Annotated in this window: 19 protein-coding genes and 2 pseudogenes; 8 read left to right on the top strand and 13 right to left on the bottom strand. The window is 68.8% G+C overall.

Annotated elements, in window-relative coordinates; all coding sequences use genetic code 11:
- Position 1 precedes the first annotated feature (1 nt).
- Positions 2–715 (bottom strand): ABC transporter ATP-binding protein, encoded by a 714-nt coding sequence (locus FHR66_RS08965; RefSeq protein WP_160968029.1) that lies wholly within the window; start codon positions 713–715, stop codon positions 2–4.
- Positions 712–1,221, bottom strand: coding sequence for a ZrgA family zinc uptake protein (locus tag FHR66_RS08960; RefSeq protein ID WP_160968031.1), 510 nt, complete (start codon positions 1,219–1,221; stop codon positions 712–714). Before FHR66_RS08960 ends, FHR66_RS08965 begins: the two co-directional genes overlap by 4 nt.
- Before the next feature lie 189 nt (positions 1,222–1,410).
- Between FHR66_RS08960 and FHR66_RS08955 the strand changes: the two genes are divergently transcribed.
- Together FHR66_RS08955 and FHR66_RS08950 are read left to right on the top strand one after the other, a co-directional pair.
- Positions 1,411–1,641: a hypothetical protein gene (locus tag FHR66_RS08955; RefSeq protein ID WP_160968033.1), complete on the top strand. Its 231-nt coding sequence runs from the start codon at positions 1,411–1,413 to the stop codon at positions 1,639–1,641.
- Between the two features lie 374 nt (positions 1,642–2,015).
- Positions 2,016–3,296, top strand: coding sequence for a phospholipase D-like domain-containing protein (locus FHR66_RS08950; RefSeq protein ID WP_343160676.1), 1,281 nt, complete (start codon positions 2,016–2,018; stop codon positions 3,294–3,296).
- Between the two features lie 48 nt (positions 3,297–3,344).
- On the opposite strand, the pseudogene FHR66_RS08945 reads toward FHR66_RS08950, so the two are convergent.
- A pseudogene (locus tag FHR66_RS08945) lies at positions 3,345–4,228 on the bottom strand (IS481 family transposase).
- Positions 4,229–4,447: 219 nt separating this feature from the next.
- Between FHR66_RS08945 and FHR66_RS08940 the strand changes: the two are divergent.
- The 4 genes and pseudogenes from FHR66_RS08940 to FHR66_RS08930 all read left to right on the top strand — a co-directional run bounded on the left by FHR66_RS08940 (position 4,448) and on the right by FHR66_RS08930 (position 7,509).
- A complete protein-coding gene (locus FHR66_RS08940; protein ID WP_160968035.1) occupies positions 4,448–6,037 on the top strand; it encodes an N-acetylmuramoyl-L-alanine amidase in 1,590 nt (529 codons plus the stop codon).
- A gap of 90 nt (positions 6,038–6,127) precedes the next feature.
- Positions 6,128–6,208 (top strand): annotated as a pseudogene (locus FHR66_RS21075) (hypothetical protein); the annotation flags it as partial.
- 298 nt (positions 6,209–6,506) lie between these two features.
- Positions 6,507–6,959, top strand: a complete 453-nt coding sequence (locus FHR66_RS21070) for a phospholipase D-like domain-containing protein (protein WP_237475362.1) — start codon at positions 6,507–6,509, stop codon at positions 6,957–6,959.
- Between the two features lie 268 nt (positions 6,960–7,227).
- Positions 7,228–7,509, top strand: a complete 282-nt coding sequence (locus FHR66_RS08930; RefSeq protein WP_160968037.1) for a hypothetical protein — start codon at positions 7,228–7,230, stop codon at positions 7,507–7,509.
- Positions 7,510–7,692: 183 nt separating this feature from the next.
- On the opposite strand, the gene FHR66_RS08925 is transcribed toward FHR66_RS08930, so the two are convergent.
- From FHR66_RS08925 to FHR66_RS08915, 3 genes are all read right to left on the bottom strand, one after another.
- Positions 7,693–8,391, bottom strand: a complete 699-nt coding sequence (locus FHR66_RS08925; RefSeq protein WP_160968095.1) for a TraX family protein — start codon at positions 8,389–8,391, stop codon at positions 7,693–7,695.
- Between the two features lie 205 nt (positions 8,392–8,596).
- Positions 8,597–10,330 (bottom strand): ATP-binding cassette domain-containing protein, encoded by a 1,734-nt coding sequence (locus FHR66_RS08920; protein ID WP_160968039.1) that lies wholly within the window; start codon positions 10,328–10,330, stop codon positions 8,597–8,599.
- A gap of 99 nt (positions 10,331–10,429) precedes the next feature.
- Positions 10,430–11,491 (bottom strand): phosphoenolpyruvate carboxykinase (ATP), encoded by a 1,062-nt coding sequence (locus FHR66_RS08915; protein WP_160968041.1) that lies wholly within the window; start codon positions 11,489–11,491, stop codon positions 10,430–10,432.
- A gap of 184 nt (positions 11,492–11,675) precedes the next feature.
- Between FHR66_RS08915 and FHR66_RS08910 the strand changes: the two genes are divergently transcribed.
- Positions 11,676–13,184, top strand: a complete 1,509-nt coding sequence (locus FHR66_RS08910) for a B12-binding domain-containing radical SAM protein (RefSeq protein ID WP_160968043.1) — start codon at positions 11,676–11,678, stop codon at positions 13,182–13,184.
- Positions 13,181–14,464 carry a nucleotidyltransferase family protein gene (locus FHR66_RS08905; RefSeq protein ID WP_160968045.1) on the top strand — a complete coding sequence of 428 codons (1,284 nt, stop codon included), beginning with the start codon at positions 13,181–13,183 and terminating at the stop codon, positions 14,462–14,464. The genes FHR66_RS08910 and FHR66_RS08905 overlap by 4 nt, the downstream gene beginning before the upstream one ends.
- Positions 14,465–14,618: 154 nt before the next feature.
- On the opposite strand, the gene FHR66_RS08900 is transcribed toward FHR66_RS08905, so the two are convergent.
- From FHR66_RS08900 to FHR66_RS08870, 7 genes are all read right to left on the bottom strand, one after another.
- Positions 14,619–15,755 (bottom strand): glycosyltransferase family 4 protein, encoded by a 1,137-nt coding sequence (locus FHR66_RS08900; protein WP_160968047.1) that lies wholly within the window; start codon positions 15,753–15,755, stop codon positions 14,619–14,621.
- Positions 15,752–16,900, bottom strand: coding sequence for a glycosyltransferase family 4 protein (locus FHR66_RS08895; protein WP_160968049.1), 1,149 nt, complete (start codon positions 16,898–16,900; stop codon positions 15,752–15,754). Before FHR66_RS08895 ends, FHR66_RS08900 begins: the two co-directional genes overlap by 4 nt.
- Before the next feature lie 2 nt (positions 16,901–16,902).
- Positions 16,903–18,414, bottom strand: coding sequence for a B12-binding domain-containing radical SAM protein (locus tag FHR66_RS08890; protein WP_160968051.1), 1,512 nt, complete (start codon positions 18,412–18,414; stop codon positions 16,903–16,905).
- A 23-nt stretch (positions 18,415–18,437) separates the two neighbouring features.
- A complete protein-coding gene (locus FHR66_RS08885) occupies positions 18,438–19,133 on the bottom strand; it encodes a class I SAM-dependent methyltransferase (protein ID WP_160968053.1) in 696 nt (231 codons plus the stop codon).
- Positions 19,130–20,362 (bottom strand): amidohydrolase family protein, encoded by a 1,233-nt coding sequence (locus tag FHR66_RS08880; RefSeq protein WP_160968055.1) that lies wholly within the window; start codon positions 20,360–20,362, stop codon positions 19,130–19,132. Before FHR66_RS08880 ends, FHR66_RS08885 begins: the two co-directional genes overlap by 4 nt.
- 2 nt (positions 20,363–20,364) lie before the next feature.
- The gene (locus FHR66_RS08875) at positions 20,365–21,213 is read right to left on the bottom strand and encodes a methyltransferase domain-containing protein (RefSeq protein ID WP_160968057.1); all 849 of its coding nucleotides are present in this window, start codon (positions 21,211–21,213) and stop codon (positions 20,365–20,367) included.
- A 108-nt stretch (positions 21,214–21,321) separates the two neighbouring features.
- Positions 21,322–22,161 (bottom strand): Wzz/FepE/Etk N-terminal domain-containing protein, encoded by an 840-nt coding sequence (locus tag FHR66_RS08870; protein ID WP_160968059.1) that lies wholly within the window; start codon positions 22,159–22,161, stop codon positions 21,322–21,324.
- Position 22,162: the final 1 nt, after the last annotated feature.

Here is a 22,162-nt window from a genome sequence, read left to right as displayed (position 1 = left end):
GTCATCGCGACCCTCCGGCGCTGGCGCGGTTGAGCGTGGCCAGGTCGGCCTGGGCGTCGAACAGCGGTGCGATCGACGGATCATGGCTGACCACGATCGAACTGGTGCCGCCTTGCCGGCACTCTGCGAACAGCAGTTGCAGGAAGGCCTGCGCCGCCAACGGGTCGAGCGCGGAGGTGGGCTCGTCGGCGAGCAGCAACGGCGGACGCGCGATCAACGCGCGCGCAGCGGCCACGCGTTGCTGCTGGCCGACGCTGAGGCGGGCGGCCGGGCGCGACCACAGCGCCGCCACGTCCAGGCCCAGCGCGACCATCAGCCGTTCGATCTCCGTGTCCAACGCCTGCGTGCCTGGTGCCAGCCGGCCGCGGCGCGCGGAGAACTGCAGGCCCAGTGCGATGTTGTCGCGGGTGCTCAGGAACGGCAGCAGGTTGAACTGCTGGAAGACCACGCCGCAGTGGTCGGCGCGAAAACGGTCGTGTGCGGCCTTGCGCAACGCCGCCAGGTCCTGACCGGCCACACGCACGCAGCCGGTGGTGGGCTGCAGCACGCCGGCGATCAACGCCAGCAAGGTGCTCTTGCCCGAGCCGCTGGCGCCGCGCAGCAACAGTTGTTGCCCACGCGGCAGCGCGAACGATGCGATGTCCAGCACCGGAGCGGCGCTGCCGGGATAGCCGAAGCGCACCTCGGCCAGTTCGACGACGGGCTGCTGGTTCATTCCGGCAACTTCACCCGGGTCTGCCCGGGCACGACCTCGGTGCGGCCCTGCCCGGCAGCGGTGGCGACATCTACCACCGCCGTGTGCAGCCCCGGGAAACGCTGCGGGAGCAACACCTGCAGGTGATCGAGTCGCGTCGGCTGGGCGCAGTTGAATGCGTAGTGGGCGTGGAATTCTGCATGGCTGTGGCCAGGTTCGTCCGGATCGGCCATCGCCACGTCGTAGCCCTCGGTGGTGACCTGCGCACTGCGCAGCGAGCAGGCCGCCGCGACCGGGAACTGCAACCAGCTTGCACCGCGCAAGGTGGCGACCGCGGCCTGCAGACGCTGGCGCTCGCCGGCGTCGCGCGTCGGGTGTTCGAAATCGAGGATGCCGATGCCGGGCGCACTGAGCTGCACGTCCACGGCCGTGCCATCGACGGCGACCTCCAGGTTGGCCTGGCCGTGCACATGCGGGCCGTGGTGGCGGATTGCAGCGGCGGCGGGCGAACTGGCGAAGAGGAGCAACAGGATCAGGGGAATGCCAGGTCGCATATGCAGCGCATCGGTTGAGTTACACTATAACATTAGTGAACAATCGATCACGGGCGCAAGCCTGCCGTTGCCGTCAGTCAGCCGCGGTTCGCATCCGGCCACCATCGACGTGCGTCGCACGGGGGGCTGCGCCGCGGTGGGTGCCGAACTTCAGGGATCTTCATGTCTTCTTCCATCATTCCCGATAGCTACACCGCGTGGCGCCACTGCATCGAGGTCGACTGCGGCCTGCGATTGGAGCCTGCCTATATCGCGCAACGTATCGCTGCGCTCAACGATCCCACCGACCATCACACCCAGCAGTTCGTGCGCTGCTGGGGCGAGCCGCATCGCCAGCAGGTGCGGCAGTGGTTTGCGCAGGCGCAGGCTGCATTCGCCGATGGTCGCGTTTGAACCCTCCCGCATGGCGCGACGCGGTCGCGGGAGCCGTTGGACCGCGATGCGTTTCTTCTGCAACCGCTGCTCGGCCGGGCGTGTCGGTCGCGGCGCAGCCCTGCATGGCAACGTCCCGATCCAATGCGGCCAGTGAGTCGTCAAGCGATGGAGGTCGGCCCCGACCGGCGCGCGCATCGGCGGCGCGCTCTATCCTGACGCGCTGACGCGCCTGGACAGGGCCGCGCCAAGCTATCCGGAACCCATCGGCACCGGGGCATCTCACTGACACGTGTGTTGCAGCAACGGGCTGCCAAGCTACGACGGCTGCCGGTAGCATGCACGCGCATCGCCGCCCGGCGTCCACTTCCCAAGCTCCCGCAAGGACACCCAACGTGCCTCTCGCTTCCATCGCCAGCGCGCATCGCGCACGCCGTTTCCTGTCCGCCGCCATGGTCTGCCTGCTGCTGTCGGCAGTCACCGGTGCCGAGGCCCGGCCGCAGCCCTCGCAGTTCCAGATCGTCGAGAGCGTGCCCGAGGCCAGCGTCTACGGCGAACCCGGCGTGCCGCGCACCCAGCAGACCTGGCTGGGGATGATCAACGGCGCCAGGCAGCGCATCGACATCGCCGCGTTCTACATCTCCGAGAAGCCCGGCACCGGCCTGACGCCGGTACTGGACGCGCTGGCCGCCCGCGCCCGTGCCGGGGTGGCGGTGCACCTGCTGGTCGACCACACCTTCCTGGCCAAGAACCCGGACAGCGTCGCCTGGCTGGGCAAGGTGCCGGGCATCACCGTGCGGGTGCTGCCGGTCGATACGCTGACCGGCGGCGTGCTGCACGCCAAGTACATGATCGTGGACGATGCCAGCGTGTTCGTCGGCAGTCAGAACTGGGACTGGCGTGCGCTGGAGCAGATCCACGAGATCGGCGCGCGCATCGATGACGCGCGCTTCGCCAGGACCTTCGCCGCCAGCTTCGACTACAGCTGGCGCCTGGCCGACGAGGGCGATTTGGCCAAGGCGCAGGCACGCGGCGTGCTGCCGCCGGACTTCGTTCCGGTCACTGCCAGCGATCCGGTGCTGCTGGACGCCGGCAGCGATGCACCGCTGACCGCCTTCCCCGCGTTCAGCCCGCCGGCGTTGCAGCCGGCATGGGTCACTGCCGAGGAGCCGGCGCTGGTCGAGATGATCCGCGCCAGCCAGCATGCGCTGCGCATCCAGGTGATGACGCTCTCGGCGATCCGCAGCTTCGGTCCCAAGGGCTGGTGGGCGCCGGTCGACAGCGCCATCCGCGATGCCGCCGCACGCGGCGTGCAGGTGCACATCATCGTCGCCGACTGGGCGCTGCGCGAGCCGATGCAGGCGTATCTGAAGAGCCTGGCCGCACTGCCGAACATCGCGGTGAAGTTCAGCCGCCTGCCGCCGGCGCCGCAGGGCTTCATTCCCTACGCGCGGGTCGAGCACGCCAAGTACGCGGTGGCCGACGACCGCAGCAGCGTCATCGGCACCGGTAACTGGGAGTGGAGCTACTTCAACACCGCAGTGGACGCCTCGGTGTTCGTCAAAGGCAAAGGGCCGGCCGAGACGCTAACGCGCATCTTCGACCGTGACTGGAACGGCCCTTATGTGACGACGCTGCAGCCTGGCCAGAACTATGAGGCGCCGCGTACCGAGTAGCTTCTACTGTCGCGCTGGCGGCATGCACCTTCAGGGTTCAGGCAATCCCTAGATGTGTAAACCCAGTACGTTGTTCATTGGGATACGGGAGATGGGCGACAGGTATCCGAGGCTTGCGTGAGGGCGATGCCAGTTGTAGTGATGCACCCAGGCGGGGAAGGCGTCGGCGCGTTGTTGGGAGTTGACGTAGGAGCGCGCGTAGGCCCATTCACGCAGAGTGGTTTGCACCAGTCGCTCGGCTTTGCCGTTGGTGCGCGGGGTATACGGCTTGGTGCGTAGGTGACGCATGCCGAGCCGGCGTACCAAACGGCGGAAGCGACGGAACGTGTAGCAGGCGCCGTTGTCGGTCAGCGCACGCGCAAAGCGCACCGATAGTAACGAACCGCTTTCATCAGCGCCCGGCAGGCGCTGATGCCGCGTTCATCCGGCTCGATGCAGCCGAAGGCGACCCGCGAATGGTCGTCGATGGCCAGATGGATGTACTCCCAGCCGATGCCATCGGAATTGACCTGAAGGTTGCCGGTGACCCGATGGCCGGGCTGGCGGAAGCGGGCCAGCTTCTTGATGTCCAGATGCAGCAGTTGCCCCGGTTGGGCGTATTCGTAGCGGTTGTGTGGCGGCGCTGGCTCCAGCTCGGCCAGCCGATGCAGGCCTGCACGGCGCAGCAACCGGGCGATGGTGCTTGGTGCCACGGGAAGCTGCCCGGCGATCTGGCGGTAAGTTTGCCGGCAGCGGCGTTGCTCAAGTATCTGGTCCACGATGGGCTGCGGGGTGGCGTGTGGGCAATGACGTGGCCGCGAGGATCGATCCATCAGCCCCGCTGCCCCTTCTTCCTTGCACCACCTGAGCCAGTTGTAGGCAGTGCGCACGCTGATCCCGGTGGCATGCGCCGCTTCCTCCACGCGTAGACCATGTGCCAAGATGCGGTCCATCACTCGCGGGCTCAAACGGGCATGTTTATGCAGGCGCGCGATTATTGCGGGACACAGGAATATTCCAAGCGTGACGCATATCCCTGCTTCAAAAAATCAATGCAGGGGAAAGTTAAGAGTGGCAGCCTCAGCGTGCTATATGGCTTGTTGAATTTGCTTGCCGCTTTCTCTATAAGGCCAATCACGAGAACTCTAGACGTAAACTCAAAGGAGTGACAAATGCGTAGGGAACGTGGAAGAAGTACTAAAGGAATGGCGCTATCGTTGGTAATGGCTTCAACATTTGCGGTGCCGACGATCGCACAGATATCCCCCCAAGATCATGAGCGGACGCTAACACCAGAGGGTGCCCAAGTTCTGGAACAGATTGAGCCTGACCTCCAAAAGTTTGTGGACCAATTGGAGCGATTGCCTGGTCAAGATAAAAATATTTCGGTCCGAATCACGCCTGAGCTGAGTTCAAGCATCATTTGGGTAGACCTCGGGCCAGGCTTCATACCAAGAGAACAAATGGATTTTGACGAGAGCCTTGGCGAAAAGGTGCGCGAAGTAACGGAGGAACTTAATAGCTACATTCAGGGGGAAGTTACCTTTCTATCCATCAGAGCCCGTATCGACGGAAAGACACTTGATGAGTTGTTTCCACCAATCTACATTCGCGACAAAGAGAAGAAAGAAAAGCATAGCTCTATAGAATACGTAAAAACCAAATCGAGTACAACGCAAGGTCTGGTAGTGATCAATCCCGGTCATGGTCGATATCTTCACTTCTTAACCAACACTTGGGAGCTGCAGCGCCCAGAGGCATATGCGGGGACGACTGATATCTACGAAGATAACATTACGCCGCTGTACGCCGCGTCGCTAGAGACCTATTTGACGACTCGGAGCCGTGAGTTTGTCACTTCTGTCAGGCACACGCGTGACATCTTCAATGGGGGAATAGAAGACGAGAGCAGGCACTCTTGGGCTGACCTCGCATCGCGCTACTTTGTAAAGAGCCTCCTCCCGGACGAGGGAAGTACAATATGGGGTCGCTTCCCAAATGGTATAAACCAAGCGCGCTTCAATCTCAGGCATTATGATGAAGATTTGGTGACGCGCCCTCTTTACGCAAACCATATCGGAGCCGAAGCCTTCATCTCCCTCCATACCAATGCAGGCACGCCAACAGCACATGGCGCATCAATTGTCACAAAGATTGGCGATCCGCAGTCGGTGCAGCTGTCCAAGAACATCATGTGTTATATGAAAGAAATAATCCAGGCGCTGCCTGCTTACTCGGATTATGTTATCCAGCCGGATCTAAAGGACGGCGCATCCTATGCGGAGATCCGAGAAGCATCCATGCCGACTGCGATAGTGGAAGTTGGCTTTCACACCAATACCGAGGACTCCACGGCACTCAGAACTTCCGCGTTCCGCCTTGCCGCCATGAAGGGCGTCGAGAAGGGTTATCGAACCTTCAAGAAAGGCGAGACCGACTGCCGCCCGCTGACGATCACCAGCGCACCTCCTGTAACGGGCGCCCATTCCACTCGAATTCCCTATTCGGTAACGTATAGCGGAACGCCGTCCTATCCGCTTTACTTGCGATCAGAGATCGTAAGTTGCCCTCAAGGCTACCAGTGCAGCCAACAAGTGCCGCAATACATCTCACCTGGCCCCAACCCGGGCGTTTTGTCGGGAGAGTCACGCTGCACTGCGCTCAGGCCAGTGCCAGGCAGTGTCATCGTCGTCAATCGTTACTTGGAAGACAGCGATGGCGTTAAGAGTCCAAAGGTGCAAAGTACGATAACGTGCACATAAGCGTCGCCTGGCTGGGCAAGGTGCCGGGCATCACCCGTGCGGGTGCTGCCGGTCTATAAGCTGACCGACGGCGTGCTGCAAGCCAAGTACATGATCGTCGACGACGCCAGCGTATTCGTCGGCAGCCAGAACTGGGACTGGCGGGCGCTGGAGCAGATCCACGAGATCGGGGCGCGCATCGATGATGCACGCTTCGCCAGGACCTTCGCCGCCAGCTTCGACTACAGCTGGCGCCTGGCCGACGAGGGCGATTTGGCCAAGGCGCAGGCACGCGGCGTGCAGCCGCCCGACTTCGCCCCGGCCACGGCCACCGATCCGGCGCTGCTGGACGCCGGCAGCGACGCGCCGCTGATCGCCTACCCCGCCTTCAGCCCGCCGGCGCTGCAGCCGGCGTGGGTCAGCGCCGAGGAACCGGCGCTTGTCGAGATGATCCGCGCCAGCCAGCCAGCATGCGCTGCGCATCCAGGTGATGACGCTCTCGGCGATCCGCAGCTTCGGGCCCAAGGGCTGGTGGGCGCCGGTCGACAGCGCCATCCGCGATGCCGCCGCGCGCGGCGTGCAGGTGCACATCATCGTCGCCGACTGGGCGCTGCGCGAACCGATGCAGGCGTATCTGAAGAGCCTGGCCGCGCTGCCGAACATCACGGTGAAGTTCAGCCGTCTGCCGCCGGCGCCGCAGGGCTTCATTCCGTATGCGCGGGTCGAGCACGCCAAGTACGCGGTGGCCGACGACCGCAGCAGCGTGATCGGCACCGGCAACTGGGAATGGAGCTACTTCAACACCGCGGTGGATGCTTCGGTGTTCGTCAAGGGCAAGGGCCCGGCCGAAACGCTGACGCGGATCTTCGACCGTGACTGGAACGGTCCCTACGTGACGACGCTGCAGCCCGGCCAGAACTACGAGGCGCCGCGTACCGAGTAGCCTCCGCTGTCGCGCTGGCGACATGCCCTTTCAGGGTTGGGCACCCCCGGGCCACGCGTATCGGCTACAGGGCGCAACCGAGACCGAGATGCACGATCGCTGCGAGGGTGGTGCTGCAACGTCGTGCCGCCGCTATCCCCACGAAGCCTTAACCACCGCTGCCTATGCTAGCCCCGCGCTGGAAGACGGCCGCTGTGCCAGGCATTGACGCATGCGTGGCGACAAACGCCTCCGGCTGCGTAAGGATACCCAACAACAAGGAGACGCCATGAAGAAGCTGTACGCACTCGTGTTCGCAGGAAGCTTGCTGGGCCTCGCCTCGCCGGCCTTCGCCGAGGTCGCCAATCTCACCAACAGCGCGGACGGTGCCAACCGCGAAGCCGGCATCGCCGCGGTCAAGAAGAAGTTGCAGGAGGCCTGCACGTCGCGCAAGGGCACGCCGGATCCCAACTCGTTCGAGGTGGTGTTCGAAAAGAGCAGCCAGAATCCGGACGTCCCCAAGCCGTACTACGTGGATGGAAAGATGAAGTGCGACATCCCGCAGGGGTGAGTTGGACCTGCATGACTTTATGTGCGACATCGTTTTCTTAGGAACAAGGCCCCGTTTGCGGGGCTTTGTTTTTTGGCTTGGCGAACGTCAAACATCTGGTGGAGAGGGTCTGGCTTGGGTAAAGCGATGGCCACTCTTTGGCCGCTGCGCCGACTGTAGGAACTTCTACCCTTTCCAGCCGCACTACGCCGCCAACACCTTGGTCAGTAACGCCAGCACCGCCAGGTGTCCAAGGTAGTACCCATAGAAAGCCCAGCGCATACGTGGGACCTGGAAGTTGCGCGGCGCAAGCGCGAGCAACAACGGAATCGCCAGCAACGCCCAGCCGTTACGGTTGTACCAGCACAGCAGGCCGAAGGCGGCGAAGAACAGGATCAGGCGCAAGCCGCGCCCGTCCCACGACCGCGCTGCGCTGGGCATTATATCCGCGGACGTCGCCCCCCGCGCTGCGACCGAGGAGCGGAACAGCCACCACGCCGACAGCACGAGCGCCAGGCCGGACCATTGATAATCCACTAGCAACGGTGCGACGACGCTGCACATGCCCAGCAGCACCCACTGCCGCTGCTGGATGCTCCAGATGGCGGCGCTGGCCAGTGCGAAGCTCAGCAGAACGTTGAACGGCACCCAGAAGCCGAACGCCAGACCATGCACCGGTTGCGCCAGGATGCCCCACAGCAGCAGCCTGCGGAACGATTTGAGCGTGTCGACGCCAGGCTGCGCGAGGTTGTAAGCCAGGACGATGGCAAATACCGGAAAGGCGATGCGGCCGAGTTCTGACACGACCGGCACATAGCCACCGTAGAACACCTTGGCGACGTGGTCGCCGGTCATCAAGACCAGCGCGATCCACTTCAACAGTTCACGGGCACCGCTGGTCATCATGTCGATCCGAGGTTCGCTGCTGGCGATCGCATCGCGCCTACGGCTCTCGCCCGCTGCCTGCGCCCTGCCCTGCGCCGGATCGGGCGCAGGGGTCGATACGCTGCGAACGAAGCGGCGCACTGTAGCGGCTCGGACGTGCAGATGGGGAGATGAGCATGGATCAACGCGCCGCCGCAGGCCGCGCGGGTGACTCCCGGTTGGCTCAGGACGCGCGATCGGCCAGCAGCAGCGGGGCGACAGTCCCGCGTTGCACCATCACGCACTGGTCGGCGATCGCCGTCAGGCCGAGCCGATGCGACACCGCCACAAGAGCGGTCTGCGGCAAGCGGCGCCGCAGCGTCCTCAGGACCTGTTGTTCGGCGACGGCGTCGAGGGCGCTGGTGGCTTCGTCGAGCAAGGCCACGCGCGGTTGCCGCAGCAGCACCTGGGCCAGCAGCAGCCGCTGCAGTTCACCCCCGGACAGGCGCGCGCCGGCGCCGTGCGCGGCGGTGTCCAGGCCGGCGCCGCCCTGCAGACGTGCGGCCAGGCCGACGTCGCGCAGGGCCTCCCACATCGCCGCCTCGCCCGCGCTCGGCGCCGCCCAGGCCAGGCAGTGCCGCACGGTGTGCTGCCAGGGCCGCACGCCCTGGGCGACGTAGGCCAAGGGCTGTAGCGCGGCACGATAGCCGGCGAAGTCGAGCGCGTGGCCGTCGCAGTGGGCGACGAACTGCGGGGGCGCGACCATGCCGGCCAGCGCATCCATCAGGCTGCTCTTGCCGACCCCGGACGGGCCACTGATCAGGGTCAGCGTGCCGGGCGCCAGGACCAGATCGGTCAAGGCGACGGCGGCCAGCGGCGGGGCGAGACCGATGCGTTCGATCTGGATGGCCGCTGGCGCCGCCGCCTCGGTCGCTGCACTGGACTGCGCTGCCACCGTGGTTGGCGGTGACGGCGCTGGCGCCCGTGCTGGCGTGCCAAGCGCCACATAGCGCTGCCATAGCTCCAGCGCCGGCGCCGCCGAGCGCAGCTGCTGCACGCTCTGCCGGGTCGAGACCAGGTACGGCAGCAGCCGTCCCAGCAGCAGGCCGACGGTGATCAGCGCACCGCGATCGATGCCGTGCCACATCCCGGCCAGCAGCATGATCGCGGCGACGGCCGCCACCGCCGCCAGTTCCAGCCATAGGCGGCCGGACGCGACCAGCGCCTGCTGCCGTGCGTAGCCATGGGCGAGCCGACCGGCGATCGCCTCGTAGGCTTCCTGCTCGCGTGCCTCGCGCGCGAACGAACGCACGTGGCGCAGGCGCCGCGGAAAATCCTCGCTGAGCCAGAACAGCCGGGTCATGTCGGCAACGTACTGGCGGCTGACCCGGGCCTGTTCGTGGCCGGCGATGCGGAAGGCGAGCAGGCCCAGCGCCAGCAGCGGCGGCAGTGCCAGCACCAACATGGGCGAGACCAGGAATGCCGCGGCCAGGCTCACCGCCGCGGTGATCGCCGCCACCAGCAACTGCAGTAGCGCACTGAAACCCTGCACCACGATCTCGACGTTGTAGGTGAGCAGGTTGGCGATTTCCGCCGAGCTGGCATCGGCCAGGGCCGGCAGCGGCGCCTGCAGCAGCCGCGCATGCACCTGCCGGCGCAGGTCCAGCGCGTGACGGCTGGCCAGGTCCGCGGCCAGTCGCGTCGCCCACCAGCGCAGCAGGGCGAAGCCGCTGCTGGCGGCGACGAACAGCAGGGTCTGCGCGAGGAAGCCGCTCGGCAATGGCAAGGCGTGCCCGGCCAGGGTCAGTACATGGCCGGGTTGCACCAGCGGCACCAACGCGACCGCGGCGAGCGCGCCGGCCAGTGCACCGAGCAGCGACAGCAGCACGTACCAGGCGATGCGAAGGCACTCGCCGCGACCGAGTACGGCAATGAAGGCACGCAGCAGGTGCGAGGCTGGATCCGGTCGCGTGCTCATCGTCGGGTGTCTGTGCCGTGGACCATGAACACCTTGCTTAGCCGACACTCCCGGACGCCGGCAACGCGCATCGCCGGCACCATCACCTTGTGCGAGGACTCAGCCCAGCAGCGTCTGCAGCGCATCGACCGAGGCCTCCGGATGGGTGCCGCGCTGCAGTTCGTAGACGCCCAGCCGCTGCAGTTGACGGGCGAACAACGGCCAGTGCGGCTGGCCCGCGGCATAGGGCTGGTCCGCGGCAAGGCGCGCCGCCACGTCCGCGTCGGGCAGCGGCTGCAGCAGGCGCTGCGGATCGGCCGCCACGGTGGCCGAGACGAACACGGCCGCGGCCAGCCGCAATGGCGCCTGTGCCAGGCGCCAGTCGCCCTGGCGGATGTCGACCTCGTGCTTGAGCGCACCGCTGCGGCGGCGGATCATCGGTGCCGCTGCGATCCAGGCGCAGGTCTGCGGGTCGAGCAGGCGCAGCAGTTCCGGCCGCAGGTGCAGGAAGTTGCCGATGCCGGTGGCGAGCAGGTACTGCGGCGCGACGAACAGGGCATCCTCGGCGAGGAACTCCAGCCCGCGCAACAGGCTGTGCAGCGCCAGGGTCGACTTGCCGGCGCCGCTGCCGCCGAGCAGCAGCACGCCGCGGCCATCGCGGCCGACGCAGGCGCCGTGCAGCGGCACCAGGCGCATGCCGCGCGCGGCGAGGACGAACACGGCGAACTCGATCAGTTCGTAACGCACGTGGTAGGCGTGCGCGAGCATGTCCTCGGACACCACCACCAGCGCCCTGCCCTGCTCGGGCACCAGCACCACGTAGTTGTGCGCATCGATCACCCCACTCAACACGCCGGCACCGGAATGGGTCTGCACCGGCGGCGGTTCCAACGCCAGCGCGTAGGGCGCCTCGCCGCGGTTCACCAGGGTCAGCTCGATACGGAACGCAGCGCTCTCCGGCAGGCGATGCGCCGGCACCGCGCCGAAAGCGGCCTCCACCAAGGCCAGCAGGGCCGGACTGTTGCTTTCGAAGTGGAAGCGGCCGCCGAGCAGTTGCTTGCTGAGCGTGTGCGGTCGCGGCAACCGGGTGTGGAACGGATCGCAGGCGCCGCTCGCGGCGACGACAGGCGCGGCGTGGTCGCTTGTCTCCACGTCCAGAACACGCACGGTCGATCGCTGCATCGGAGAAGAGTCGCTTGAGTGGATGCAGCGTGGGTGCGCTGGTCGCGGCCAAAGGTTGCGACGGCGCCACCCACGCAGCGCGCAACCAAACGACGCAGGCCCGGCACCTACCGCCACGGCCACCTGCGCGCGGCCATCGCTGCATGCGCCCCTCCCCCACGGCGCCGAACGAGACCTTTCGCCGATGCTCAAGATCCAGGTCAGCCACTCCTACTTCCTGCGCTACGACCCCAAGCAATGGGAGCGTGGCAAGCCGTATCCGCCGCTGGCCACGCTGCAGGTGGCGGCACTGCTGCGCCAACATGGACACCAACTGACGCTGTTCGACGCGATGCTCGCCGAGGGTGTGGAGGACTACGACCACGCCGTTCGCACGCAGCGGCCCGACCTGGTGGTGTTCTACGAGGACAACTTCAACTTCCTCACCAAGATGTGCCTGAGCAGGATGCGCGAGGCCGCGTGCCGGATGATCGCCGAGGCGCGCGCCGGCGGCAGCCGGGTGATCGTCGCCGGCTCCGACGCGTCGGATCACCCGGAGGCATTCCTCGCCGCCGGTGCCGACGCGGTGCTGATCGGCGAAGGCATCGCGGCCTTGCTGGAACTGGTGGCGCGCCTGCAGGCGGAACCGGACATCGACCCGGCGCGCTGGGTGGCCGGCATCGCCGAGGTGGCCAGCGCGGTGTTGCCGCAACTCAAGCGCGCACAGATCGGTGCGCGGCCTCCGGATCCGCGGCTGTCGGTGACGGCGGCCTGGGACCTGCTGGACATCGCCCGCTACCGTGCGTTCTGGCAGCAGCGGCACGGCCATTTCAGCCTGAACATGGCCGCGTCGCGCGGCTGCCCGTTCCGCTGCAACTGGTGCGCCAAGCCGATCTGGGGCAATCACTACAAACGCCGCGAGGCGCAGGACGTGGCCGCGGAGATGACCCAGCTCAAGCGCAGCTTCGCGCCCGACCATGTGTGGATGGCCGACGACATCTTCGGCTTCCACGTCGACTGGGTGGAGGACTTCGCCGACGCGTTGGCTGCCGCCGACGGCGCGGTGCCCTTCACCATCCAGACCCGTGCCGACCTGTGCAGCGAGCGCATGACCGCCGCGCTGGCGCGGGCCGGTTGCCGCGAGGCCTGGATCGGCGCGGAGAGCGGCAGCCAGCGCATCCTCGACAAGATGACCAAGGGCACCGACGTGGACGGCGTGATCGCCGCGCGCCAGCGCCTCGGCGCGCAGGGCATCCGCGTCGGCTTCTTCCTGCAATTGGGCTACCTGGACGAGCAACTGGACGACATCCTCGCCACCCGCCGGCTGGTGGCGCAGGCGCGGCCGGACGACATCGGCGTCAGCGTGTCCTATCCCCTGCCCGGCACCGTGTTCTACCAGCAGGTCAAGGACCAGCTCGGGCGCAAGACGCATTGGCAGGACAGCGACGACCTGGCGATGATGTTCCGTGGCGCCTACGACTCGGCGTTCTATCGCCAGGTGCGCGACCTGCTGCACCGGCAGGTGGACCTGCAATGCCGTGAGGATGCGCGCCCGGCGCCGACGCATGCGCAGGACTGGGTGGCGCTGGACGCCGACTGGGCGGCGTTGATCGCGCGCGAGGCGCAGCATCGGACCGAGGCGCCACCGGCGCCGACGGCCAAGGCGGTCGCCGCCGGTGGCAGCCGCCGCATCCCGCTGGTGCAGCGCTCATGAGCGACGTGGCGACGCCATCGAATCCGGCCGTGGCGGCCGACCCGCCGGCGGCGGTCCCCACGGTGACGCCGGCACACCTGCCGCTGCGGCGCATCGGTCGTGGCCTGCGCCTGGCCACCGAAACCTTGGCGCACGAGCTGGCGCGCCCGGGTGCGCCGATGCCGGCCTGGAGCGGTCTGCACTGGCAACTGGCCGCCGCGGCGGCGGTCGCGCACGGCGTGGCGCCGCTGCTGAGCCAGCGCTCGCAGTGGCCCGACCAGCCGTGGCGCGCGTTCCTGGACGGGCAACGCGAGCACGTGGCACATCGCTACCAGCGCATCGCCGCACTGTTGCAGCGGATCGATGCCCTGGCGCAGACCGCCGGCCTGGCGATCGTGCCGCTGAAAGGCGCGGCGCTGCATGCGCAAGGCCTGTATCGCCCGGGCGACCGCCCGATGGCCGATATCGACCTGCTGGTGCGCCCCGAAGACACCGAGCGTGCCGCGGCGCTGCTCGGTGCGCTGGGCTACGTGGCCGAGTTCGTGCAATGGAAGCACCAGACCTTCCGCCCGGCACAGGCGCAGGCCGTGCCGGCGCTGGGCGAGCACCGCGACACCCCGATCAACATCGAACTGCACGTGCGCATCCAGGAGCGCCTGCCGCTGCACACGGTCGACCTCGGCGAACGGATCCTGCCGCGCGACGGCAAGCCTGGCTTGAATCCCTACCCCAGCAACGGCGCGCTGATGAGCCACCTGCTGCTGCATGCGGCCGGTGGGCTGTGCAGCCGCAGCCTGCGGCTGATGCACCTGCACGACCTGGCCCTGCTCGCCCCGCGCATGCGCGCCAGCGACTGGCAGGTGCTGACCGGCGCCGACGCCTGGTGGGCATGGTCGCCCTTGCGGCTGATGTTGCGTTACTACCGCGCGGCGATCCCGTCGGCGGTGCTCAAGCAACTGCGCGCGCAATGCCCGCCGCTGCTGCGGCTGCGCACGCGCGGGCTGGACCTGACCGCGGCGTCGTGCTCGCAACTGTGGCTACCGGCACTGCCGGGCATCGAGTGGGCGCGTTCGGGCCGCGAGGTGCTGGACTATCTGCGCCAGCGCCTGCAGCCCTCGGCGGAAAGCCGGCAGGAACGCGCCGAGATGATCCGCACCCAACTGTGGTTGCAGGGTCAGGACTGGGTGCGGCTGCCGCAGCGTCGCCGCGTGCTGCAGCGGCTGCTGCGTCCGGTGCCGCGGATGGACACGCTGTACGCGGTGCGGACGGCGCTGCAGGGGTATGTGCCGTCGTCGGATTGACGCACGCCCTCATCGAGCGCGCAGTAAAAGACCGTCGTAGGAGCGGCTTCAGCCGCGACAGCCATTGTGGCGGCGCATGTCGCGGCTGAAGCCGCTCCTACCACAAAGCGTGATTCCGTCTTGAAGGCGAAGCGCCGGAATGCCGCGCTGCGCGTCAACCATGCTGCGCCGCGCGCCGGCCATCGCCATTGCGCGGTGCACATAGGCGCTGGTACAGCGCAGTGAAGCCGCGCACGCTGCAATCGGCATCCTCGCGCACGGCCCGGCATTGCGCCGCCCAGGCCAGACGCAGGCGCAGTTCGTCGTCGCTGAGCACCTGGCGCAGCGCATCGGCCAGGCCGGCCCAGTCGCCCACCGGCACCGCCAGCGCCGCCGAGGGCGCCCACTCCTGCAGATGCCCGACCGCAGTGCCTACCGTCGGCACGCCCGCCACCGCCGCTTCCAGCAGCACCAGCGGCCCGGCCTCGTGCTGCGACGACAGCACCAGCAGATCGGCCGCCTCCACCAGCGGCCGCAGTTCGCGCTGGGTCTTGAAGCCGAGGAAGCGCACGCGCTCGCTCAGCCCCAGCGCGGCGACCAGGCGCTGCATCGCGCCGCCGAGGGTGTCCACGCCAACCAGGTCGACGCGGAAGTCGACCCCGGCGCGGACCAGCGCGGCGAGTGCGCGCAGCAGGGTCGTCTGGTCCTTGACCGGATTGAGGCTGGCCACGTGCAGCAGGCGCGCCGGCCCCTCCCCGCGCGCACGCGGCGGGCGCGGCGGCCAGGCGCGCAGGTCCACGCCCAGCGGCACGCGTTCGGCGGCGATGCCCAACGCCCGCAGGCTGTCGAGGATGGGCGCGCTGGCGGCGGTCACCGCGCTCGCCAGGCGCAACACCAGCGCCTCGCGCAGCCGACCCTGCCATTTGCGCCGGCCGCCGTAGCCGATGGCATGCAGCGCGACCAGTTCGCCGCCGGCGATGTGGACGAGGCTCGGCCGCCGCAGCCAGCGCGCCGCCACCACCGCGATCAGGCTGCAGTGGCCGGAAAACAGCGACTGCACCGCGTCGAACGGTGCGCGACGGTGTTCGGCGCGGATCGCGGCGATCGCGCGCCAGCGCGTGCGCACCGCGCCGATGTTGTGGATGCGCGCGCCCAGCAGGTCCCATTGCGCCGGCAGCGGCTCCTGGTGCAGCACGAAGACGTGCAAGTCGTGCATGCGTGCCAGGCGTTCGATCAGGCTCAGGAAGGCCGGAATCACCCGGTACTCGCCGCTGCGGTCGACGCCGCCCGGCACCACCAGGGCCAGCTTCATGCCGCGCTCCGCGGCGTGGCGCCGAGCAGCTGCGCATAGGCGCGCGCCCAGCGCCGGCCTACCGCCGCGAACGACAGCTGCGCATCGAAATGCGCGCGCACCATCGCCCGCGACGGCCCGTCGCGCGAGGCCTGCAGCAGCGTGGCCGTCAGGCGCTCGGCGTCGCCGCAGGGCCACAGCGCGCCGACCCGGCCGCCATCGCTGAGCGCACGGAACGCGGGGATGTCGGTCAGCACCGGCACCGCGCCGCAGGCATAGGCCTCCAGTGCCGCGTAGCCGCAACTCTCGGCCAGGCTGCCGGACACGAACAGGTCGGCCGCACGCATCAGGGTCTGGATCTGCGCGTGCGCCACCCGGCCCAGCAGGTGCACGCGGCCGGCCAGCCGCGGATCGGCCTGGATGCGCTGCTGCACCACCGGCAGCAGCGGCGCATCGCCGAACGCGCAGAACAGTTGCAGCTCGGGCAACTGCACGCTGGCGCGCGCCACGCCTTCGAGGACGGTGAGCGGATCCTTGCCCTCGCTCAGATGGCCGACCCACAGCACACAGGGCGCGCCGTGCAGTCCGCTGTCGCGGCGCGCCTGGTCGCGCTCGCCGGGAGTGAAGCGGCAACTGGATTCGGGAATGGCGAACAGCCGCGTGGATCCGGCGAACAGCCCGGCACCCACGAAGCCGCGCGCCAGGCCCAGCGAGGTGAAGGCGATGCCGGCGGCGGCCGCATACCAGCGTCGCCACTGCGGCCGCCGCCACCAGCGCGGCGGACGGTTGGCGTGGTCCTGCAGCAGGATCGGCAGCGACGGCCGCCAGCGCGCCAGCGTCGCCGCCTCGCGCGCGAACTGCAGGCCGTGCACGTGCACCACGTCGGCATCGAGCTCGGCCAGCAACGCGGCGATGCGCCGCAGGTGGCGCCGGCGTCCGGCGTCGGCGCGACGCACGAAGTGATAGTCGACGCCGTTGCGCCGCAGCTGTGCATCGACCGCAGCGGCCTGGATCACCGAGACGCGGGTGCCGGCGCTGGCCACGGCCTCGGCGATGTCGGCCAGCGATGGCCACAGCGCGAAGGCCTGCTCCGGCGTCACTCCGTCCGGCAGCGGCACGAAGTTGAGCTGCACGGCGTGTACGGCGCGGGGGACGTTGTCGGCCATGCTCAGATCCCGGACGCCTGCGGCCGGTGCAGGCGCACCAGCCGGTTGGCCAGGTTCAGCTCCCACGGCCGGTCGTAGCGCCGGTAGCGGTAGCGCCACGCGGCCAGGGCGCTGAGACCACGCTTGGCCCAGCCCGGCGAACGCGGGTCCTGCGCGGTGGGATAGCGGCAGCCGAGCACGGTGACGAAATCGCGGATGCGCTGGCGCAGCGCATCGGTGAGCCAGGGCGCATCGGCGTGGCAGGCGTAGTCCACCCACTGCGGCTGCGCCCACTCCTCCGGCGTGCGCGGGAACTGCACCGGCACGCCGTCGCGGTCGAGCGAGGGCATGCCGGCGCGGCGGCCGCGATCCTTCTCGTGGCGGCTGCTTTCCGGCAACGGGGTGTACACGTAGACGATGATTTCCGACTGCGGGTTGATCCGCTTCAGCTCGCGGATGAACTCGAAGGTCTGCTCGGTCTCGCGCTCGCTGTCCTGCGGCGGCGCGACCATGAACGACAATTCCGGGATCACCCCATTGCGCCGGCACAGCTCGGCCACTTCCAGGGTCTGGTCCGGGCGCGTGCCCTTGCGGATCTCCTTGAGCATCGCCCCGCTCGGCGACTCGGCACCGATGTAGGCCATGCGCAGGCGGCTCTTGCGCACCAGTTTCCAGGTGCTCTCGGACAGGTTGAGCAACGCGTCGGCGCGCGCGTAGCACCACCACGGCATTTCCAGCTTCGCCATCACCTCCAGTAGCGGGATCATGTCGGCTTCGCGGTCGAAGAAGTTGTGGTCGAAGAACTGGATCGAGTCGGCGCCCAGGCCGTACTTCAGATAGCCCAACTCGCGCTCCAGGCGTGCCGCGGCCGGCAAGGCGGTGGCGCCGCCGAACATCGCCGCCACCCCGCAGAACGTGCAGCGGAAGCGGCAGCCCAGCGCGGCCTGGTGCGAGGCGGTGCGCTGGCCGAGGAAGGTGCGGCCGAGATAGCGACGCGGCTCGCCGAGTTTTTCGTAGGGCAGCGACGGCAGTGCATCGCCGCGCTGGAAGGCGCGGTTGCGGTTGTGCACCACGGCGCCGTCGTGTTTCCAGGACAGCCCGTCGACCTGCGCCAGCGTCGGTCCCTCGCCGCGCAGGGCGGCCAGCAGTTCCGGCAAGGTGTCCTCGCCCTGCGCGCGGATCGCGTAGTCCACGTACGGCGCGGCCAGCGCGGTGTCCGGGTACAGCGTGGGGAAATAGCCGCCCCAGACGATCGGCAGCGCCGGGAAGCGCGCGCGGATGGCCTGCGACAGCGCGATCGACGGCGCCAGTTGCGGCCCGCCCATCACGCTGATGCCGACCGCATCGAAGTGCTGCTCGTGCAGCGCCTGCAGGCTGCGATCGATGAAGTCGCGGTCGACGTTGCCGTCGATGATGCGGCTGTCGCCGTGGCGGTCCAGCGCCGCCGCCAGGTTCAGCAGCGACAGCGGAAAGCGGGCGCTGGACGGCTTGGTGATGGTGGGATTGACCAGCAGCGTGTTGGGTGTGGAGGACATACGAGGCGAACGCAGGACGGGGGTCACGGCAGGCGCCGCAGGCGCAGCACCAGGGCCACCGGCACCTGCAATGCAGCGGGATCGAAATGGGCGCCGGCGGGAATGTCCACCGGGTCGAGCATCGGTTCGCTGACCGCGTCGATGGCCAGCCCCAGCGCGGCGCAGGCGGCGTGCCAGTGGCTGTACAGGTGCTGGGTGTGGCGCACCGCGTAGCGCTGGCCGCCGGCCTTGAAGTCGCGGCGCCAGCCCAGCGCCGGGCCGATCGGGTGCACGTCGCTGCACAGCACCCAGCCGCCGGGCCGGGTGACGCGGCGCAGTTCCGCCAGCGCGGGCGGCAACTGCGGCAGGTGCCCCAGCGCCAGCGCGCAGAGGCTCAGGTCCACGCTGGCATCGGCGAGCGGCAAGGCCTCGAGGCTGCCTTCGCGCAAGGTGCAGCGGCCGGCGTCGGCATCCGCCAGTTCCTGCACGGCGCGCGCCAGCATCTGCGGCGACAGGTCCACGCCGGTGACGTGCTCTGCGCCACGCTGCAGGGCATGCAGCAGGTAGCGGCCGCTGCCACAGCCGGCATCGAGCACGTGCTGGCCGCGCAACGATGGCGGCAGCAAGGCCAGCATGGCGCGCTGCTCGGCCTGCATCACCGGGTTGTGCGCCTGCGCCGGGTAGCTGTCCGCCCACAGGGCGTAGGCGGCGAGCGGATCGAGGGTCGGGACTGCGCTCATGCGTGGCATACCTGCACCGGGTCCGCCGTGCGCGAACGCGGCGGCGCAACTTGAAATTCCAGGCCCGGCTCCAGCGCCAGCAACTCAGGATCGGCCAGCTCCGCGGCCAGCAGTTTGGGCACGCCGTCCAGCGTCACCGGCACCGTGTCCACGCCGACGGCGGCGAACCAGGGAGCGAAATCGGGATCGGCGATCCGCGGCCGCCCGTCGCGCACCACCGCGCGCAGTGCGTTGCGCGACAGCCCGACCAGGCTCTGCGCCGGTGCGCCACCGCGATCGGCGACGATCAGCAGATCGGCGTGTGCGCCCGGCGCCAGATGCCCGCGCTCCGGCAAACGCAGGATGTCGGCCGCGGCGGTCGTGGCCAGACGCAGCGCCTGGGTCGCGTCGAGGCCGTGGGCAGCGGCCAGGCGCAGGTCCTCGAGCAGGTCGCGGCCGCCGCTGACCCGCGCATCGCTGCCCAGCGCCAGGCGCCCGGCGGCGCTCAGGCGTCGTGGGTCGAGGGTGCGTCCGAGCAGGGTCAGGTTGCTGCTCGGGCACCACACCACCGCTGCGCCGCAGGCGAGCACGCGCGCGACATCGTGCGTGCCTAGGCCGACGCCGTGGATCAGCACGGTGTTGTCGGCCAGATGGCCGCGCCGCTCCAACTCGGCGAGTTCGCCAGCGGCCACCGCGTCGGTGCCTTCGGCCAGGTGGATCATCCATGGCCAGCCGGCAGCCGACGCCGCGGCGAAACTCTGCGCCAGCGGTGGCCCGTAGTCGGGGCCATGCAAGGTGTAGCTCCAGCCGAAGTCGCGCAGCAGCGCCACCGGGAAGTCGGCCGCGTCCAGCGCGGCATGCCAGGGGTCGTGGTGGGCCACGCAGGTCACCCCGGCCAGCAGGTTCTTCAGCACGCCATGGCGCAGCCGCAGCGGCTTGGGCAAGGCCAGCGCGGCGGCCACCGCAGGGGTGCGGAAATGCGCGGCGAAGGCGTCGATCCAGGCGTAGCTGTTGGCGAATGGCGCGGCCTGGGGCAGCGGCGGCACCGCATTGACGTGCAGATGCTCGTGGGCGTTGATCAAGCCCGGCAGCAGCAGGTGCCCCGGCAAGGCGATGTGCAGCGCCGCCGGCGTGACCGACGCGGCGACGCGACCGGCGCATAGCGCCAGCGGCGCGTGCACTGCCCCGCCGGCATGCGCGATACGCGCACCGTCCAGGCAGACGTCGACGGGAGCGGCAGGCGCGGCCATGCTCAGCGCTTGCGCATCACGATCAGGAAGTGGTCGCCCATGTCGCGCAGCAGCGGCCAGCCGCCGATGCGGTCGTCGAGGCGGCCCAGTGCCTCGCCCAAACGCGGGTGGCGCTGGTAGTGGTCGACCAGGTACGGCGGCGGCAGGCACAGGCTGAGCGCGCGGTACGACTCCAACTCGAAGTGCGGCGCGAACGCGCGGTAGAACTCGCGTGGGAAGTAGTACCAGGTCCAGATCGTGTGCCCGTTCATGCCGACCGCGGTGGCGCCGCGGGCGGCGCGGACGGCGGCACGGCGCAGGCGCCCGCGCAGCAGGTAGTGGCCCAGTTCCCACGGACACAGCCGGCCGATCACCGAGAACACCAGCCGGCCATCGCGGCGCAGCAGCCGTGCGCAGTGACCGGCGACCTCCGGCAGATCCGGCGCGCAGTTGAGCGGGCCGAAGTTGGAGTACATGCCATCGAACTCGCCATCGAGCAGATCCAGCTGCTGGATGCCGACGTGGGCCGCGCTGAGCCGGCCGTGAAGGCTCGGGTCCTGCGCGCGGGCGCGGGTGCGCTCGACCATTTGCGGCGACCAGTCGGTGGCCAGCACGCGGTAGCCGCGTTGGGCGAAGGCGTGCGCATCCAGGCCGGTGCCGCAGCCCAGGTCGACCAGGCGCGAACCGACCGGCAACTGCGTCGCCACCGTGTCCCACAAGGTGGTGCGCATGCGCTGGATCAGCGCGTTGTTGCCGCGTGGGCCATCGTAGTCGGCGGCCACGCTGTCGAAGGCGCGCTGCGTGTCCAGCAGCCGCACCGGGTCCAGAGTGGTCGTATGCGCCGTCGCGCCCGCCTTGCCGTTCGCTGTCACCTGCACCTCTCCACTCCCCTGCCCTCGTCGGAATCCGCGCGCATCGAGCGCGCGGTACTGACGGTAGGTGCGGCGGCAGCGCCGTTTGGTTGAATCGGCAAGGTGCCGTTATGCGACAGCCGCAGTCGGCCGCGTCTGGCGGCGGCGCAGCGCGTTGCGCACCACCGCGGCCAGCACGCCGCCGCCGAGCCCGGCCAGCAGCGCCGCGGCCAGCACCAGCACCGGGTTGGGGAACGCGGCGCGCGGCGGCACATAGGTCTCCCAGGGCGCCGAGGTGTCGTAGGTGTAGCGCGCGCCGAGCCGGCCGAGCAGATCCTCGCGTTCGGCCTTGAGGCCGCGCAGCGTGGTGGTCTTCTCCGACAGCAGCATGTTGCCGAGCAATTGCTGCTCGACGCTGCCGCGGCCTTCGCGCTGCTGCTGCAGCAAGCGGTCGCGCTCGGCCTGGGTGGTGGCGATGTCTGCGGCCAGCGCCTGCAGCCGTGCATTGGCCTGCTGCAGCGGACCGGCCTGGATGCCCCGGTGCAGCGCCTGCAGCTGCGCGATGGTGGCCGTCGCCAGCTGCCGTGCCTGCTGCGGCGATTGGGCGCGCAGGGTCAGCTGGATCAGGTTGGCGTACGGGTCCGGATCCAGCTTGAGGCTGTCGCGGTACAGCGCGGCCTGGCGGCTGTCCAACGCCATGCCGGCGCCGCGCAGCACCTGTTCCTGGAACTGCCGGGTCTTGATCCGGTCGATCACCCGCTGGAACGGCTCCAGCTTGGGGTCGCGCCCGGACGGGGTCGGGCCGAACTCGCCGACCTGCACCCAGGCGGTGGCCTGCCACTGGCGGGTCGCGCCATGCAGGAACAGCGCCGCCAGCGCCACTGCCAGCAACAGCGGCAGCAGGCACCAGCGCCATTCCCGCCGCAGGATCCGCCACAGGTCGATCAGGTAGATTTCGTCTTGGGGCATG

It is taken from the genome of Xanthomonas sp. F4 (assembly GCF_011761895.1).
Note: the sequence above shows the minus strand (reverse complement) of the source record. Positions and strands in the feature narration are given on the sequence as shown.